Source organism: Streptomyces spongiicola (genome assembly GCF_003122365.1).
Lineage (GTDB): Bacteria > Actinomycetota > Actinomycetes > Streptomycetales > Streptomycetaceae > Streptomyces > Streptomyces spongiicola.
Genome location: NZ_CP029254.1, coordinates 3,542,038 through 3,556,844, shown reverse-complemented (window position 1 = coordinate 3,556,844; position 14,807 = coordinate 3,542,038). Strand labels below are relative to the sequence as shown.

The 14,807-nt window shown below is 71.0% G+C and carries 15 protein-coding genes; 7 read left to right on the top strand and 8 right to left on the bottom strand.

Annotation, left to right across the window (positions count from 1 at the left end):
• Window positions 1-104 precede the first annotated feature (104 nt).
• Window positions 105-959 carry a GNAT family N-acetyltransferase gene (locus tag DDQ41_RS15625; RefSeq protein ID WP_109295040.1) on the bottom strand — a complete coding sequence of 285 codons (855 nt, stop codon included), beginning with the start codon at window positions 957-959 and terminating at the stop codon, window positions 105-107.
• 977 nt (window positions 960-1,936) lie between these two features.
• On the opposite strand from DDQ41_RS15625, the gene DDQ41_RS15620 reads away from it, so the two are divergent.
• A complete protein-coding gene (locus tag DDQ41_RS15620; RefSeq protein WP_109297756.1) occupies window positions 1,937-3,637 on the top strand; it encodes a globin domain-containing protein in 1,701 nt (566 codons plus the stop codon).
• Window positions 3,638-3,719: 82 nt separating this feature from the next.
• Here DDQ41_RS15620 and DDQ41_RS15615 read toward each other — a convergent pair whose 3' ends face one another.
• From DDQ41_RS15615 to DDQ41_RS15595, 5 genes are all read right to left on the bottom strand, one after another.
• Complete coding sequence (locus DDQ41_RS15615) at window positions 3,720-4,199, bottom strand: NUDIX domain-containing protein (protein ID WP_109297755.1); 480 nt, start codon at window positions 4,197-4,199, stop codon at window positions 3,720-3,722.
• A gap of 83 nt (window positions 4,200-4,282) precedes the next feature.
• Window positions 4,283-5,179 carry a LysR family transcriptional regulator gene (locus tag DDQ41_RS15610; RefSeq protein ID WP_109295039.1) on the bottom strand — a complete coding sequence of 299 codons (897 nt, stop codon included), beginning with the start codon at window positions 5,177-5,179 and terminating at the stop codon, window positions 4,283-4,285.
• A 272-nt stretch (window positions 5,180-5,451) separates the two neighbouring features.
• A complete protein-coding gene (locus tag DDQ41_RS15605; protein WP_109295038.1) occupies window positions 5,452-6,585 on the bottom strand; it encodes a cystathionine gamma-lyase in 1,134 nt (377 codons plus the stop codon).
• Window positions 6,582-6,842, bottom strand: a complete 261-nt coding sequence (locus DDQ41_RS15600) for an arsenate reductase/protein-tyrosine-phosphatase family protein (RefSeq protein WP_109295037.1) — start codon at window positions 6,840-6,842, stop codon at window positions 6,582-6,584. The genes DDQ41_RS15605 and DDQ41_RS15600 overlap by 4 nt, the downstream gene beginning before the upstream one ends.
• Before the next feature lie 7 nt (window positions 6,843-6,849).
• Window positions 6,850-7,230, bottom strand: coding sequence for a phage holin family protein (locus DDQ41_RS15595; protein WP_109295036.1), 381 nt, complete (start codon window positions 7,228-7,230; stop codon window positions 6,850-6,852).
• Between the two features lie 51 nt (window positions 7,231-7,281).
• Here DDQ41_RS15595 and DDQ41_RS15590 point away from each other — a divergent pair, with 51 nt between their 5' ends.
• The 4 genes from DDQ41_RS15590 to DDQ41_RS15575 all read left to right on the top strand — a co-directional run bounded on the left by DDQ41_RS15590 (window position 7,282) and on the right by DDQ41_RS15575 (window position 9,605).
• Window positions 7,282-7,599: a cupin domain-containing protein gene (locus DDQ41_RS15590; protein ID WP_109295035.1), complete on the top strand. Its 318-nt coding sequence runs from the start codon at window positions 7,282-7,284 to the stop codon at window positions 7,597-7,599.
• 123 nt (window positions 7,600-7,722) lie between these two features.
• On the top strand, window positions 7,723-7,938 hold the full coding sequence (locus DDQ41_RS15585) for a DUF5326 family protein (RefSeq protein WP_109295034.1): 216 nt from the start codon (window positions 7,723-7,725) through the stop codon (window positions 7,936-7,938).
• A 396-nt stretch (window positions 7,939-8,334) separates the two neighbouring features.
• Window positions 8,335-9,060, top strand: coding sequence for an IclR family transcriptional regulator (locus DDQ41_RS15580; RefSeq protein ID WP_109295033.1), 726 nt, complete (start codon window positions 8,335-8,337; stop codon window positions 9,058-9,060).
• A gap of 110 nt (window positions 9,061-9,170) precedes the next feature.
• Window positions 9,171-9,605 (top strand): SsgA family sporulation/cell division regulator, encoded by a 435-nt coding sequence (locus tag DDQ41_RS15575; RefSeq protein ID WP_109295032.1) that lies wholly within the window; start codon window positions 9,171-9,173, stop codon window positions 9,603-9,605.
• A gap of 43 nt (window positions 9,606-9,648) precedes the next feature.
• Here DDQ41_RS15575 and DDQ41_RS15570 read toward each other — a convergent pair whose 3' ends face one another.
• On the bottom strand, window positions 9,649-11,022 hold the full coding sequence (locus tag DDQ41_RS15570) for a YibE/F family protein (RefSeq protein ID WP_109295031.1): 1,374 nt from the start codon (window positions 11,020-11,022) through the stop codon (window positions 9,649-9,651).
• A gap of 197 nt (window positions 11,023-11,219) precedes the next feature.
• Between DDQ41_RS15570 and thiC the strand changes: the two genes are divergently transcribed.
• Together thiC and DDQ41_RS15560 are read left to right on the top strand one after the other, a co-directional pair.
• Window positions 11,220-13,007, top strand: a complete 1,788-nt coding sequence (gene thiC / locus DDQ41_RS15565; protein WP_109295030.1) for a phosphomethylpyrimidine synthase ThiC — start codon at window positions 11,220-11,222, stop codon at window positions 13,005-13,007.
• Between the two features lie 376 nt (window positions 13,008-13,383).
• On the top strand, window positions 13,384-13,740 hold the full coding sequence (locus tag DDQ41_RS15560) for a DUF805 domain-containing protein (protein ID WP_109295029.1): 357 nt from the start codon (window positions 13,384-13,386) through the stop codon (window positions 13,738-13,740).
• A 116-nt stretch (window positions 13,741-13,856) separates the two neighbouring features.
• Here the strand turns inward: DDQ41_RS15560 and DDQ41_RS15555 are convergent, their stop codons facing one another.
• The gene (locus tag DDQ41_RS15555; RefSeq protein ID WP_109295028.1) at window positions 13,857-14,669 is read right to left on the bottom strand and encodes a hypothetical protein; all 813 of its coding nucleotides are present in this window, start codon (window positions 14,667-14,669) and stop codon (window positions 13,857-13,859) included.
• Between the last annotated feature and the right edge of the window lie 138 nt (window positions 14,670-14,807).

The window sequence follows — 14,807 nt, the reverse complement described above, 5'->3', positions numbered from 1 at the left end:
GTTCCGGCCTCGCCGCGCCGCGGGCGCCTTCGCGCTGAGCCGCCTCCGATGGAGTCGGCGGCGGTCTGCCGGTGGACCGCCGCTACCGGACCGGCCTCGCGGTCTCAGCCCGCCGCGACGGTCAGTGGGGCGAAGCGCCGGGTCCAGTCCCCCGGGAGAGCGGGCGTGCCGCGAAGCATCACCGCGTTGAAGGCGATCGGCTCGAGGCCGCTCGCCTTCAGCCATGCGAGCAGTTCCCGGTGCCGCACATCGATGTCGGCGCGCAGAGGATGCTCCGCCCCCTCGGCGAGTGAGGCGACCAGGGACTTGGCCGTGTCCGTGTCCCGTGCGATCAACGGGCCGACGACCCGGGTCCCCATGTTCGGCCAGGCGGCCGCGTAGCCCGTGAGGACGTCGCCGGCCTCGGCGACCCTCAGCTGGTCGGCGAAGGCGGGGAGCCGGGCGAGCATATGAGTCCGGTCCACGCCGAACACCTCGGCGTCCAGGCGGAGGATCGCCGGGAGGTCCTCAGCTGTGGCCGGGCGGGTCGCGGCGCCGGGCGCCGGGCCGGAGAGGCGGAAGCGGCCACGGACCATCTCGGCGCGGCCGGCATGGGCGAAGCCCAGCTCTTCGTAGAGTGACTGCCCGTTCGGCGTGCTGTGCAGTGTCAGAGGTGTGTCACCGGCCTCTGCCAGTACATGCCGCATCAGACGACGTCCGACGCCCAGCCGGGCGTACCGCTCGGCCACGAGCACCATGCCGACGGCGGACAGTTCCGGGCCGTACGAGGTGACCACGCACCCTGCGGCGAGGCCCTCGGCGTCTGGTGCGTCGATGCCGTACCCCTTGCCCGCCGCCAGTAGTAGACCCCACTTGTGCTCCTCACGCGGCCAGCCCCGGTCCTCCGACAGATTCGCGCAGACATGCAGATCCGCAGTGGTCAGACGCCGGACGGGGAGTTCGGTGAGCGGAGTTGGCATGAGGTCAGGCTCTCTGACGGGGTGATCTTTCGTCCAGCGCTTTCGCGGAAGTGGCCAGGCCGTGCGGGCACGGGTCTCGGCGGCAGGCGAGGTCCGGGTGGCGGCCGGCCACCGGGCCTCCCCGACGGCGGCTTGGCAGCCTGCGGGAGAGGCGGGGCGCCCCGGGGAACCCGGTATGCGGACGGCAGGGTGTCTTCCGTCGGGAGCCGCGCCCCGGCAGGGGGTGTTTCACGTGAAACATCACCTGCCGGGGCGGTCTTCAGACCGCACAGGGGAGGTGCGCTCATCGGCGGTGACGTGGCCGGGGTGCCCGTCGACCACGACCGCCCTCGCCGGAGGCCGGTGAACCCGGCGCGCTGCTTCTCGGCGTACATGCCCCGGGTGTCTCCGTTCATGGATCCGGGTGATCCACCCTGCACTCCCGTGCCACGCCGGGGGTGGGGGCTGTGAAGTGGCTGCTCTGTGCAGAGTTCGGCACGACGGCCGAACCGGACTTACGCAGCCGCAGATCCGGTGCCCGACCCGCAGGTCCTCGCCGTGGTGACGGTTGCGGAGGCGGTGAAGGCGGACCGCCGACCGTCCGGGCCCGGCCACACCGCACCGGACGGGTGGACGAGCTGCCGGAGACCTGCGAACCGGTGTGACCCCACTGCCGGTTTCGGGTGCGGGGAGACTACCGCCGAGACCGAACTCCTCGCCGTGTGAACGGACATGGGTGCAACGCAGCCTAACGGGAAAGCGGGTGCGGATACCCCGACTTTCCGCTCTTTGTCCGCCGTCGGGCAGGAGTTGGCATGCTGCCACGACGAGCGCTGCGGCCGACGTCACCATCCGGTCCCACTCGCCCGGACCACGCAATCGCGAAGGCCACTGTGGGCGGGCACGGGTCTTGGAAAACAGGCCGGGGAGAACGAGGCACGCTCCAGACCAGCGGAAGTGCGCACACCGACCGAGAGATGTTCGAGGCGAGGCACACAATGGACGCTCCGACCACCACGTCGGCCGACAACGGGACCTCCGGCGAGAACGGCGCGAAGGGCGGGGGAGACTGGTTCAGCCCCCGGAGGGGGCCCGCCGAAGGCCCTGCGGCTTCCGGCGTCCAGAGCACCGCCGGCGAGGGGGCCCGGCCGGCGGCCGACGGGCGAATAGCCACCCCCAGCCGGCCGGTCGCATCCATTCGCCCCGTCGGCACGGGCGCCGAGCGGGCGGCCGGGGCCCCACCGCAGGAGGTCACCGTCCCGCGGGCCGGTTCCCCCCTCGATGCCCAGGTACCACCCGCCGGGTCGACGCGGGAGGCGCCCGCGCGGCCGGCTCAGCGCGAAGGCGGCGCGGCCCTCGCGGCCTGCCCCTACGGGGCCGGCACATCCCCCCGCAGCCCCCGCAGCGCTCCCCGGCAGGACGGCGCCCCGGAGCACGGCGGGGATCTGCCCGACCGGGGCGCCGCGACCCGCCACACGCACCAGAGCGTCCCGCCCACCGGGGCCCCACCCCGAGTCCAACCCGCCCCCGCCACCGGTGCCGACCGGCACACCGCAGGCCCGTTCCCCGGAGTCCTCGACCGGAACGCGTCCCCCGACGCGACCCTCATCCGCCGGACCATGGAGGAGATCGCCCCGGTCGCCGACCAGGTCACCTCCTACTTCTACGCTCTGCTGTTCGTGGGCCACCCCGATCTGCGGGCCCTCTTCCCGGCCGCCATGGACACCCAGCGCGACCGGCTCCTCAAGGCGCTGCTCACGGCCGCCGAGCACCTGGACAACACGCCCGTGCTGGTCGACTACCTGGAGCACCTCGGCCGCGGCCACCGCAAGTACGGCACCCGGCCCGCGCACTACCCGGCCGTCGGTGAGGCACTCATCGGAGCGCTGACCCGGTACGCGGCGACGACCTGGGACGAGGAGACCGAGGCCGCCTGGGTCCGCGCGTACACGACCATCTCCCAGATCATGATCGACTCGGCGGCCGAGGACGAGCGGCACGCGCCCGCCTGGTGGCACGCCGAGGTGGTGGCCCACGATCTCAGGACGCCGGACATCGCGATCGTCACCGTGCGCCCCGACCAGCCGTACCCGTTCCTGGCCGGTCAGTACACGAGTCTGGAGACCCCGTGGTGGCCGAGGGTCTGGCGGCACTACTCCTTCGCCGGGGCGCCCCGCTCCGACGGACTGCTGTCGTTCCATGTGAAGGCGGTCCCGGCGGGCTGGGTCTCCAACGCCCTGGTCCACCACGCCCGACCCGGCGATGTGCTCCGGCTCGGTCCCCCGGCAGGGTCGATGGTCGTGGACCACACCACCGACAGCGGCATGCTCTGTCTGGGCGGCGGTACCGGCATCGCGCCGATCAAGGCACTGGTCGAGGACGTCGCCGAGCACGGCGAGCGCCGTCCGGTGGAGGTGTTCTACGGGGCGCGCAGTGATCACGACCTCTACGACATCGACACGATGCTGCGGCTCCAGCAGAGCCACCCCTGGCTTCAGGTCCGGCCCGTCGTGGACGGCAGGACACAACTGCCCGACGCGGTGCTCGAGTACGGCCCCTGGAACGAGTACGACGCCTTCGTCTCCGGTCCGGTAGGGATGATCCGCAGCGGAGTGGACATGCTCAGGGGCGTCGGCATCCCCTGCGAGCGCATCCGTCACGACTCCCTCGAGGAACTCGTGGCGGCTGCCGAATACTAGGCCGCGACCCGGACACCCCGCCCGGCCGGGGAACCGGGCCGGGGCCAGGCGAGGTGGCCCGGTCCGGACGTCGGGTGCCCGCTCAGCCCAGGTCGGGCGCGTGCATGGCCCGGACCCCCTCGATGTTGCCGTCCAGGTAGTGCCGCAGGGAGAGCGGGACGAGATGCACCGCGGCGATGCCGACGCGGCTGAAGGGCACCCGGACGATCTCGTACTCGCCGCAGGGCTCCTCCACCTCCGGACCGTGCCGGCGGGACTCGTCCATGACCGCCAGACGGCAGACGAAGAAGTGCTGCACCTTCACCCCCGAGACACCGCCGTCCACGATGTGCTCGACGGTGTCGACGAAGCAGGGCACCACATCGACGATCTTGGCGCCGAGTTCCTCGTCCACTTCACGGTGGAGGGCCTCGACGACGGTCGCGTCGCCGGGCTCGACGCCGCCGCCGGGGGTGACCCAGTAGGGATCCATGCCGGGCTTGGTGCGCTTGATCAGGACGAGGTCGTCGCCGTCGAGCAGGATGGCGCGTGCGGTGCGCTTGACCACTGGCCGTTCGGTCATGGTCAGAGAGTGGCCCACGGCACCCGTTCTGAAACGCGTGCCTGCCCGGCCGCCTGTGTCAGGGCCCGGCCCGTTCTCTGCCGTCACCACGAGGTGGCGGCCCGTAGCAGTTCCTCGTGCGCACGCGCGAGGTGCGTCAGTGCGAGAGTGCCGGTCCGGACGACCAGGAAGTATGTGCGCAGCGGTGGAACGGGAGGTTCCAGCAGTGCCACCAACCGGCCGCTCCCCAGTGCGTCACGGCACAGGTAGCGGGGCAGCACGGCGAGCCCGGCGCCGGCCGCCGCCGCCTCCAGCGCGGCCCGCAGATCGGGTGTGATGACGGCGGCCACGGCGGGCGGATGGCTGTCGAACACCGAGGACCAGTAGCGGGACACGAACGGCAGGGACTCGTGGACCTCGACCACCGGCAGTTGCTCCAGCGCGGCGGCGCCCTTGCGGAGCAGTGCTCCGTCGCCCAGCCGGACCGCCCGGCCGGGCGAGGCGACCAGAACGTGCTCCTCGTCCCAGAGCGGGGTCGAGGCGAGCAGCCCGCCGCGGGGCCTGGCGGTGGTCACCGCGAGGTCGTGGTGCCCGGCCGCCAGGCCTTCGAGGACCTCCTCGGCGTTGCCCGTGAACGACGTCCGCAGCGCCAGCCCCTGCGGGACCAGGGCGGCCAGCGCGGGTACCACCCTGGCCGAGGTGAACTCCGGCGGTCCGGCGAGATGGAGGGTGCGCACGCCGGACTCCTCGTCCAGCCCCTCCTCGACGATCTCCACCAGCGCGTCCAGGTGGGGAGCGGCTCGGTGGGCCAGTTCGTCACCGATGGTCGTGGGGGTGACTCCGCGGGCCTGACGCAGGAACAGGGGCCGTCCCAGCTGCCGTTCCAGGGTCCTGATCTGGCTGGTCACCGCGGGTTGGGAGAGGCCGAGGAGCGCGGCAGCGCGGGTGAACGAGCCGGCCCGGTGCACCGTGACGAATGTGCGCAGCAGGGCCAGATCCATCGTCCAACTATAAATAAGTCGATAGGTTCCTGTCCCTTCCGTGATTGGACACTGACGCACAGTCAACTAGCCTTGTTCGAGCGGTTTCCGCTCCGGGGCACCGCATACGGCGCCGCGCGCGGAGTGTGCGTGGTGCCATGTGCCGCCGGACGGGGCGACCGCCTGCGGAAGAGGGACGGTCCGAACCACGAGGGGGGAGGCTCGGACCGTCCTTCACGCCCGCGGGACACTCCGGGTCCGCGGTCGGGGCCGGAACCGCGCCCGCCGCCCGGTCACGCGTCTCGCCCCGCCGCGGCGTCCAGCGCCCGGAGCACGTCCGCGACGAGGTCGTCCGTGTCCTCCACGCCCGCCGAGAAGCGGATGAATCCCTCCGCCACGGCGTCGCCGCCCCAGCGGCCCCTGCGCTCGGCGCTGGAGCGTACGCCGCCGAAGCTGGTGGCGTCGTCGACGAGCCGCGTCTGCGCGAGGAAGCGCTCGGCGTGGTCGCGACCGGGCAGTTCGAAGGAGACCACCGAGCCGAACCGGCGCATCTGCTTCGAGGCGACCGGGTGCGCGGGGTCCTCGGGCAGCCCGGGGTAGCGCAGTCCGGTGACCTCCGCCCGGCCGGCCAGCGCCCGTGCCAGGGCGAGTGCGTTCGCGCACTGGCGGTCGGACCGCAGCTGGAGGGTGGCCAGCGACCGATGGGCCAGCCAGGCCTCCATCGGGCCCGGGACGGCGCCCACGATCTTGCGCCACCGCCGGACCCGTGCGGCGAGTTCGGCGTCCCGGCACACCACGTACCCGAGCAGCAGGTCGCCGTGGCCCGTCAGGCCCTTGGTGGCGCTGGCGACCGCGAAGTCCGCTCCGAGTGCCAGCGGGCGCTGGCCGAGCGGGGTGGCGAGCGTGTTGTCCACGGCGACCAGGGCGCCGCCGGCGTGCGCGGCGTCCGCGAGCCGCCGTACGTCGCACACGTCGAGACCCGGGTTGGAGGGCGTCTCGATCCACAGCAGCTTCGCACCGTCCAGCGCGGAGAGCTGGGCGTCGCCCCCGGTGGGCGCGGTCCGCACCTCGACCCCGTACTCCTCGAGCCGCTCCCGCACCAGCGGCAGGGCCTGGTAGCCGTCGTCCGGGAGCACCACCACGTCGCCCGCGCCCACCTGGGACAGCAGGACGGCCGAGACGGCGGCCATGCCCGAGGCGAGGACGACGGTCTCGGCCCCGGTCTCCCCCGGTGCCTCCAGCTCACCGATGGCCTGCTCCAGCAGGGTCCAGGTGGGGTTGGAGTCGCGCCCGTAGGTGTACGGGCCCGTCGGCTCACCGGGCAGGTGGTAGTGGGCGGCGAAGGTCGGTCCGGGCAGGGCCGGCTCGTACTTCCGTGCCTTCGGAAGACCTGCCCGGACGGCCCTGGTTCCCTCACCCGTGCTCATACCGCTCTCTCCTCCAGCGCCTCGCGCACCGCGGCGAGCGGTCCCCCGCTCGCTGCCTCCACCATGACCGTGCACTCCTCGAAGCCGGTCGCGCGGGGATCGTCCCCGTCGCCCTCGTGCCGGCCTCCGGTGCCGGCGCTGTCCACGGCGACGGCACCGTCGCGTCCCGCACCCTCCACACGGGCCCGGAACACGGACCCCGCCGTCGGCGACCGGCAGATGCCGCCGGTGCTGACGAAACAGACGGACAAGGGCATCGCGCGTTCAGTCCCTGCTGTCCGGGAGCACCACGTTCAGCGCCCAGGACACGACGGAGATGATCAACCCGCCGAGCACGGCCGTCCAGAAGCCCTCCACATGGAAGTCCAGGTCGAGGACGCCGGCCAGCCACGAGGTCAGCAGCAGCATCAGCGCATTGACCACCAGCGTGATCAGGCCGAGTGTGAGGATGAAGAGGGGGAGCGTCAGCAGTTGGACTATGGGTTTCACGAGGAAGTTCACCAGGCCGAAGAGCAGTGCCACGATGATCAGGGTGACGGTCTTCTTCGCGGTGCTGTCGCCGGTGAGCGTGATGTCCTGGACCAGCCAGATCGCCACGGCGAGTGCCGCGGCGTTCGCGATCGTCTTGACGAGGAAATTCATCATGTGTCTGATCGTGGCAGACGCGATCGGACCTATGGCAGGGGCGGACGGACGATGAAGGCATTCCGGCTGGACGAGCTCGAGGCGGAGCGCGCCGCCAACGAGGGCGCGTATCTGCAGTTCCTGCGTGAGCGGAACATGTCGGTCGGGCTGTATGCGCTGGACGCGGGGGAGCTGGACCCGCAGGTGCCGCACCGGCAGGACGAGGTCTACCTCGTGGTCAGCGGCCGGGCCTCGATCACCGTCGGCACGGAGACGACCCAGGTGGGGCGGGGCAGCGTCGTCTACGTCCCCGCGGGAGTGGCCCACAGGTTCCACCACATCAGCGAGGATCTGCGGGTGCTCGTCGTGTTCTCCCCGCCGGAGGGCTGACCGGCCGGCTCCGGTTTCCCTAGGGGACGGCTCAGGGGCTTTCGGGGGACGCGGGCGCCCCGCGGACGGCGGTCTCGCCTCTAGCATCGAGGGTGGGACGACTCACAGAAGCGAGGTAGGACGATGGCGGTGCGCGAGATGTTGACGGGGATGCCGTGGTGGGTGAAGTGGATCGCCATCCCCCTGATCGCCCTTGTCGTCTTCGGAGGGATGATCGCCAGTGTCATCGGCTTCGTGGTCTGGCTCCTCTTCAAGGTCCTGCTCTTCGTGGCGATCGTGGGCGGGTTGCTCTACGTCGTGCGGAAGTTCATGAGTTCGTCGTCGAAGGGCGACTGGTAGCCGTACGGGCCCGGCGCCCCGCACACGTAGCGGCCGGCGCCGCGGGAAGGTGAACGGCAGACACGTACGCCCGTTAGCCCGCCCGGGGGAACGGCGCAGATGGTCCCCGCGGCCCGTCAGGGCTGCCATGAGAGTGGCAGTTCTCCGCCGTTCCCGGGGAATCCCCGGTCGACGGTCACCGTGCACGACGGTTCGTGCGAATTCCCGGACGGTTCTCCGGATTCGGTCTCAGGGGCAGTCCGGGTCCTCGGGAACACGGCGGGCGTACGGGGGCGGCCCCCGTACGCGGGCGGTCCGCCCGTCACCATGCCCGGGGGTGACTCATCGGCCACGGCACTGGCTGCCCGATCTGCGCCCACCACCACCTCGCCCGGCTCCCCGACCCTGATCGGCTCGGTGCGAAGGGCGCTGAGGCTCATGGAGGCCGTGGCCTCCCACACCGACGGAGCCCCGGCCAAGCAACTCGCCCGTGAGGCGGGCCTGCCCCTGCCCACCGCCTACCACCTGCTGCGGACCCTCGCGTACGAGGGCTATCTGCGCCGCGAGAACGGCGTGTTCGTCTTCGGCGAGGCAGCGGTGCGGCTGGCGATGGGAGGCGCGATGCAGAATCGTCGCACCAAGATCGAGGAGTCTCTGGCGCACTGGCGGGACTCCATCGGCGTACCGGTCCATTTCGCCCTCTACCGGGAGTTGGAGATCGAACTTGTCGCCGTGGCCGACACCCCGTACGCGCCTGCGGTGGACGAATGGGCCGACTTCCGGGAGACCGGTCATGCGCATGCTCTGGGTCAGTGCCTGCTGGGTCAGCTCGACGAACGGGCGCGCAAGGACCATCTCGCCCGGCATCCGGTGGACCGGATCACGCCCCACACGGTGCCCGATCGGGGAGGCCTGCTGGAACGGCTCGGGGCGATGGGGCAGATGCAGCCGGTCATCGAGCGGCAGGAATATGCCCTGGGAACGGTCTGTGCGGCCATTCCCGTCACCGTGGGATCCACCGCCGGCGCAATGGCGATCTCCCTTCCGCTGCACCAGGAAGGCCGTCTGGTCCCGGCGGTCGAACAACTACGCAGTGGAGTGGGCGCCATGCTCGGTTCGGTCGCCTTCTCTATCAGTATCTGAAAAACTACTCCTTGTGATCTACTGGTCACTTACAGCACGATGGCGGGTGGGCTCGGGGTGTATTCCCGGCCGTTCTCATGAGGTGCTTCATCCACTGCGGGGTTAACACGATGCGCGAGTCGGTTCAGGCAGAGGTTTTGATGAGCTTCCTGGTCTCCGAGGACCTCTCCTTCCGGATCCCGGTGGAACTCACGTATGAGACGAGAGACCCCTATGCGGTGCGGATGACGTTCCACCTGCCCGGTGACGCCCCCGTGACCTGGGCGTTCGGCCGGGAGTTGCTGCTGGACGGGATCAACGGCCCCAGCGGCGACGGCGATGTGCACATCGCCCCGACCGATCCCGAGGGACTGTCCGACGTCCATATCCGGCTCCAGGTCGGTGCCGACCGGGCGCTGTTCCGGGCCGGAGCCGCTCCCCTGGTGGCCTTCCTCGACCGTACCGACAAGCTGGTTCCGCTGGGGCAGGAGCGTACTCTCGGCGACTTCGAGGACAGCCTGGAAGCCGCACTGGGCCGCATCCTCGCCGAGGAGGCCGCGGGCTGACCGTCCGCCGCGCGCTGACCGTCCGCCGCGGTCGTGCGCGAGCCTACTTCGCACGCCGGCGGCGCCCCCTGCTGCGCATCGCTCCGGCGGCCACACCGGTCACCGTCCCGCCGGGCCGGTCGGCCGAGACGACCAGAGCGGCCAGCGCCGTCGTCACCGGAACCGAAGCCACCAGGCCGATCGACCCGATGAGCGTCCGGACGATCTCCTCCGCGACCAGCTCGCTGGTCGCCACCATGCCCACCCCGGACTGCGCGATCGAGAACAGCAGCAGCAGCGGCAACGCCGCCCCGGCATAGGCCAGTACGAGTGTGTTGACCACCGAGGCGATGTGGTCGCGGCCGATCCGGATGCCCGCCTTGTAGAGGTCGCGCGGCCCCATCGCCGGGTCCGCCTGGTGCAGTTCCCAGACCGCCGACGTCTGCGTCACCGTGACGTCGTCGAGCACGCCGAGCGAACCGATGATGACTCCCGCCAGCAGCAGACCGGACATGTCGATGCTCGGGTACAGACCGTGGATCAGACCGGTGTTGTCGTCGGTGTTGCCGGTCAGGGCGGCCCAGCCGATGAACACCGAGCCGAGCAGCCCGATCAGCAGCAGCGAGATCAGCGTCCCGAGGACCGCCACCGACGTACGGGCGTTCAGACCGTGGCACAGGTACAGCGCCATCAGCATGATCGCGCTGGCCCCGACCACGGCCACGATCAGCGGATTCGAGCCCTGCAGGATGGCGGGGAGGATGAACAGGGTCAGCACGGCGAAACTCAGGCACAGGGCGATCAGCGCCATCACTCCGCGCAACCGCCCGACCAGCACGACCACGAGTGCGAAGATCCCGGCGAGCAGCATCATCGGGAAGTCCCGGTCGACATCGCTCACCGAGTACTGGAGGTCGCGTGGCGCGTCGGGTGCGTACGCCACCACCACGCCCTGGCCCTCCGCCAGCTGGCGGGAGGCGTCCGGCTGGACGATCTCGACGAACGTACGGCCCCTGTCCTTTCCGGACGTGACCTCCACGGTCGCCTTCTTGCACTTTCCCTGCTGGGAGTTGACCGCCTCGCGCCCCTCGGGGGTCGAGGTGTCACCCGTCGGAGGCACCTGCCCGGCGTTCACCTCGGAGCAGTCGACCTCCTGCACCCGCACCACCCGGGCCTGTTCGGTCTGCCGGTCGAATCCGACGCCCGTGCGCTCGTGATCCGGTGCACCGCCCGGCCAGAGGGCGACAAGGCCGACCACCACCGCGGTCGCGAACGGGATCAGGACCGCGGCGATGACCCGCCTCAGATGCCGTGAGACGGGGGCGGCGGGCCCATGGGCGTGAGTGTGGGCATGAGCATGGTCGTGGGTACGGCTGCGGGAGTGCGGCGGACCGCCCTCGCGGGCGTCAGGGTCCGGCGTCTGCTGGGAGGAAGTCACACACAGATCATCGCAACAACGGACAGGGGCCCACTGTTCAGCACGCCCGGCAGGGCGCTAGCGTGGTGTCACCTTTGCACACGCGGGAGCTCGGAGCACCGGGCTGAGAGGGCGCTGACCGCCGTACGACCGTACGGGACAGCTGCGCCGACCGCCGAACCTGTTACCGGGTAATGCCGGCGTAGGGAGTAGGTCTCATGACCACATCGGACACGCGCACGCCTGCCTCCGGATCGTCCGGGGCGGGGAAGTCCACCGGCTGGCACAAGGGATACGTCGAGGGCTCGCGCCCCGACATCCGGGTGCCGGTCCGCAGGGTGCACCTCACCAACGGCCGGGACGTGACGCTGTACGACACGTCCGGCCCGTACACCGATCCGCACGCCGAGACGGATGTGCGCCGCGGACTGCCTCCGCTGCGCGAGAACTGGATCATCGGACGGGGCGACACCGAGGAGTACTCCGGCCGTCCGGTACGCCCCGAGGACGACGGGATCAGGCACACCTCCCCGCGCGGCGGTCTGCGCAACCTCGACGCGGTCTTCCCGGGCCGCCCGCGCCAGCCCCGCCGGGGACGCGGCGGGCAGGCCGTGACGCAGCTCGCCTACGCCCGGCGCGGCGAGGTCACTCCGGAGATGGAGTTCGCGGCGATCAGGGAGAACGTCTCCCCCGAGGTCGTCCGCGAGGAGATCGCCGCGGGCCGGGCCGTCCTGCCCGCCAACGTCAACCACCCCGAGACCGAGCCGATGATCATCGGCAAGCGGTTCCTGGTGAAGGTCAACGCCAACATCGGCAACTCCGCCGTGACCTCCTCGATCGAGGAGGAGGTGGAGAAGATGACCTGGGCGACCCGATGGGGCGCGGACACGGTCATGGACCTCTCCACCGGCCGCAACATCCACACCACGCGCGAGTGGGTGCTGCGCAACTCCCCCGTGCCGATCGGCACCGTCCCGCTCTACCAGGCGCTCGAGAAGGTCGACGGCCGGGCCGAGGAGCTGACCTGGGAGATCTACAAGGACACCGTGATCGAGCAGGCGGAGCAGGGCGTCGACTACATGACGGTCCACGCCGGCGTGCTGCTGCGGTATGTGCCGCTCACCGCCCGCCGCAAGACCGGCATCGTCTCCCGCGGCGGCTCGATCATGGCCGCCTGGTGCCTCGCGCACCACAAGGAGTCGTTCCTGTACGAGAACTTCGAGGAACTCTGCGAGATCCTCGCGGCGTACGACGTCACCTACTCGCTCGGTGACGGGCTGCGGCCCGGCTCCATCGCCGACGCCAACGACGAGGCGCAGTTCGCGGAGTTGAGAACGCTCGGCGAACTCAACGCGATCGCCAGACGGCACCGTGTGCAGACCATGATCGAGGGCCCGGGGCACGTCCCGATGCACAAGATCAAGGAGAACATCGACCTTCAGCAGGAGATCTGCGAGGAGGCCCCGTTCTACACGCTCGGACCCCTGACGACCGATGTGGCGCCCGCCTACGACCACATCACCTCCGGCATCGGCGCGGCGATGATCGCCTGGTGGGGCACGGCCATGCTCTGCTACGTCACGCCCAAGGAGCACCTGGGCCTGCCGAACCGGGACGACGTCAAGACGGGTGTCGTCACGTACAAGATCGCGGCCCATGCCGCCGACCTCGCCAAGGGGCACCCCGGCGCTCAGGAGTGGGACGACGCGCTCTCGGACGCGCGCTTCGAGTTCCGCTGGGAGGACCAGTTCAACCTCGCTCTGGACCCCGACACGGCACGGGAGTTCCACGACGAGACGCTGCCGGCGGAGCCGGCGAAGACCGCGCACTTCTGCTCCATGTGCGGTCCGAAGTTCTGCTCCATGAAGATCAGTAGAAGTATCACGGAGCAGTTCGGCGGGGACGAGCCGGCGGCCTCGGACCAGGAGATCGCCGAGGGCATGCTCCAGAAGTCCAGGGAGTTCGCCGCCTCGGGCAGCCGGGTGTACCTCCCGATGGCGGACTGACCGGTCGGCGGAAGCGGCCCGTGATCCCGTGCGGTGGTGGACCGCTTCCGTCGCCGCGGCGCACCCGGGCGGTGAGACGGGCAGGGGTAGGGCCGGCCCGGCCGCCCCTTCGCCCGTGCACGGCACCGGAAGCGGGCCGTGATCGCGTGACGGGTCGCGGCCCGGCGGGCGCATGCCCGAACACGCCGGGCCGGAGGACGGACCGGCCCGGGGCGACCGTCTGCGGAGCTTCGGTGATCACGGTTGTGCCACGGGTTGATTGCCGTTCCGGCGAGGCCGCGAATTCCCTTGACCCTGCGGAGGCCCACGGATTGGTTTCGGCCGCTTGGCTGAAACTATATGTGTCCCTGACAAGGGGCCCGGGGAGGGAACCGCAGTGAACTGGTACCTGGCGGCACTCAAGAACTACGCGGGTTTCGGGGGGCGTGCGCGGCGCACGGAGTACTGGATGTTCACCCTGGTGAACTTCCTCGCCATCGCCGTTCTGGTGGGCATCGGCATGGCCGTCGAGACGATGGTCCCGTACTACCTCTACTGGATCGCGACCCTCGTCCCGGCTCTCGCCGTCACGGTCCGCCGGCTGCACGACACCGGGCGGCCGGCCTGGTGGCTGCTGATCGCCCTGGTGCCGTTCGTCGGAGGGATCGTGCTCCTGGTCTTCCTGGCCACGCAGGGCGAGGCGGCGCCGAACAAGTACGGTGCGAACCCCAAGTCCGCCCCGCTCGCTGCCTGAGGGCACGGCCGCCACGGCACACGGCGAAGGCGGGGGCAGCAGCCCGAGGCTGCCCCCGCCTTCGCCGTTTCCGCGGCCAGACAGGCCCGCGGAGGGGGCGCGGATCCTCCGTGGGGCTACTCGGGCCGGTTCTCCGGCGGCCCGAAGTCCGGGCTGGTGAAGTCGGGGCTGGTGAACGTCGGGCGGGACCGGGTCGAGCCGCCGTCGCCCGGGCTCGAGAAGTCGGGTCCGCTGTAGCCGACCTTGGGGATGCGGTTCACCCGCCGGGGCGGGGCGGGGGAGGCGGGATCGGCGCTGGGGTCCGCGAGGGCGGCACGCAGGAACGGCAGGACGCCGCGTTCGAGGAGGGCATGCCGCCAGGCTTCCCTGGCGCGCGCCACCTCGTCGGGCGGTTCGCCGGTCGCGCCCTCGGCGGGTACCTGGGTCGCCTCGTTCCGGAGCGCGGTGACGAGCAGGCCGATCGCGGCGGCGAGGAGTCCGGCAGCCGTCAGCGCGCCGAAGAACCAGCCGGCCGTCAGCAAGGTGTCGGCGAAGGCGGCATCGGGGCTGACGGCCTTCAGGACGTAGCCGACGAACAGGAGGATCAGCGCGGCGGTGCCGGCGAGGACCGGTGCCAGGACGGCGAGCACGGCGGCGAATCCCGCACCCGTCTGCGAGGGTTCGCCGACCGCGGGGCCGAGGACTCCACCGGACGCTCCCGCCGATGTGCGTGCTTCCTGGCGCGCCTTCACATAGTGGCCGTACTCCGCCGCGGCGGCGCCGGTGATGAGAGCGGTGGCGTTCAGCGCCATCGTGCGCAGCTGTTCTGCGTTGAGCCGCCGGCCCGGGCCGTCGAGGTCCGGACGGCCGTGCGCTGTGCGCAGCGCGTCGTCGAGGACCCGCTCGTATTCGGCGCGGTCCTCGGCCAGCAGGTGCGGAGCGCTGTTCATGTGTGTCCCCCGATGCTCCGTAGGGCCGGTTTGCCCGTGGGAATGGGGCAGCTGGGCGGAAACGGAGGAGAGCCTGCCACGGATACGCCGATGGTAGAGCGGTTACGCCGCGGCGTGACAGGGGGTTTCCGGAAATCG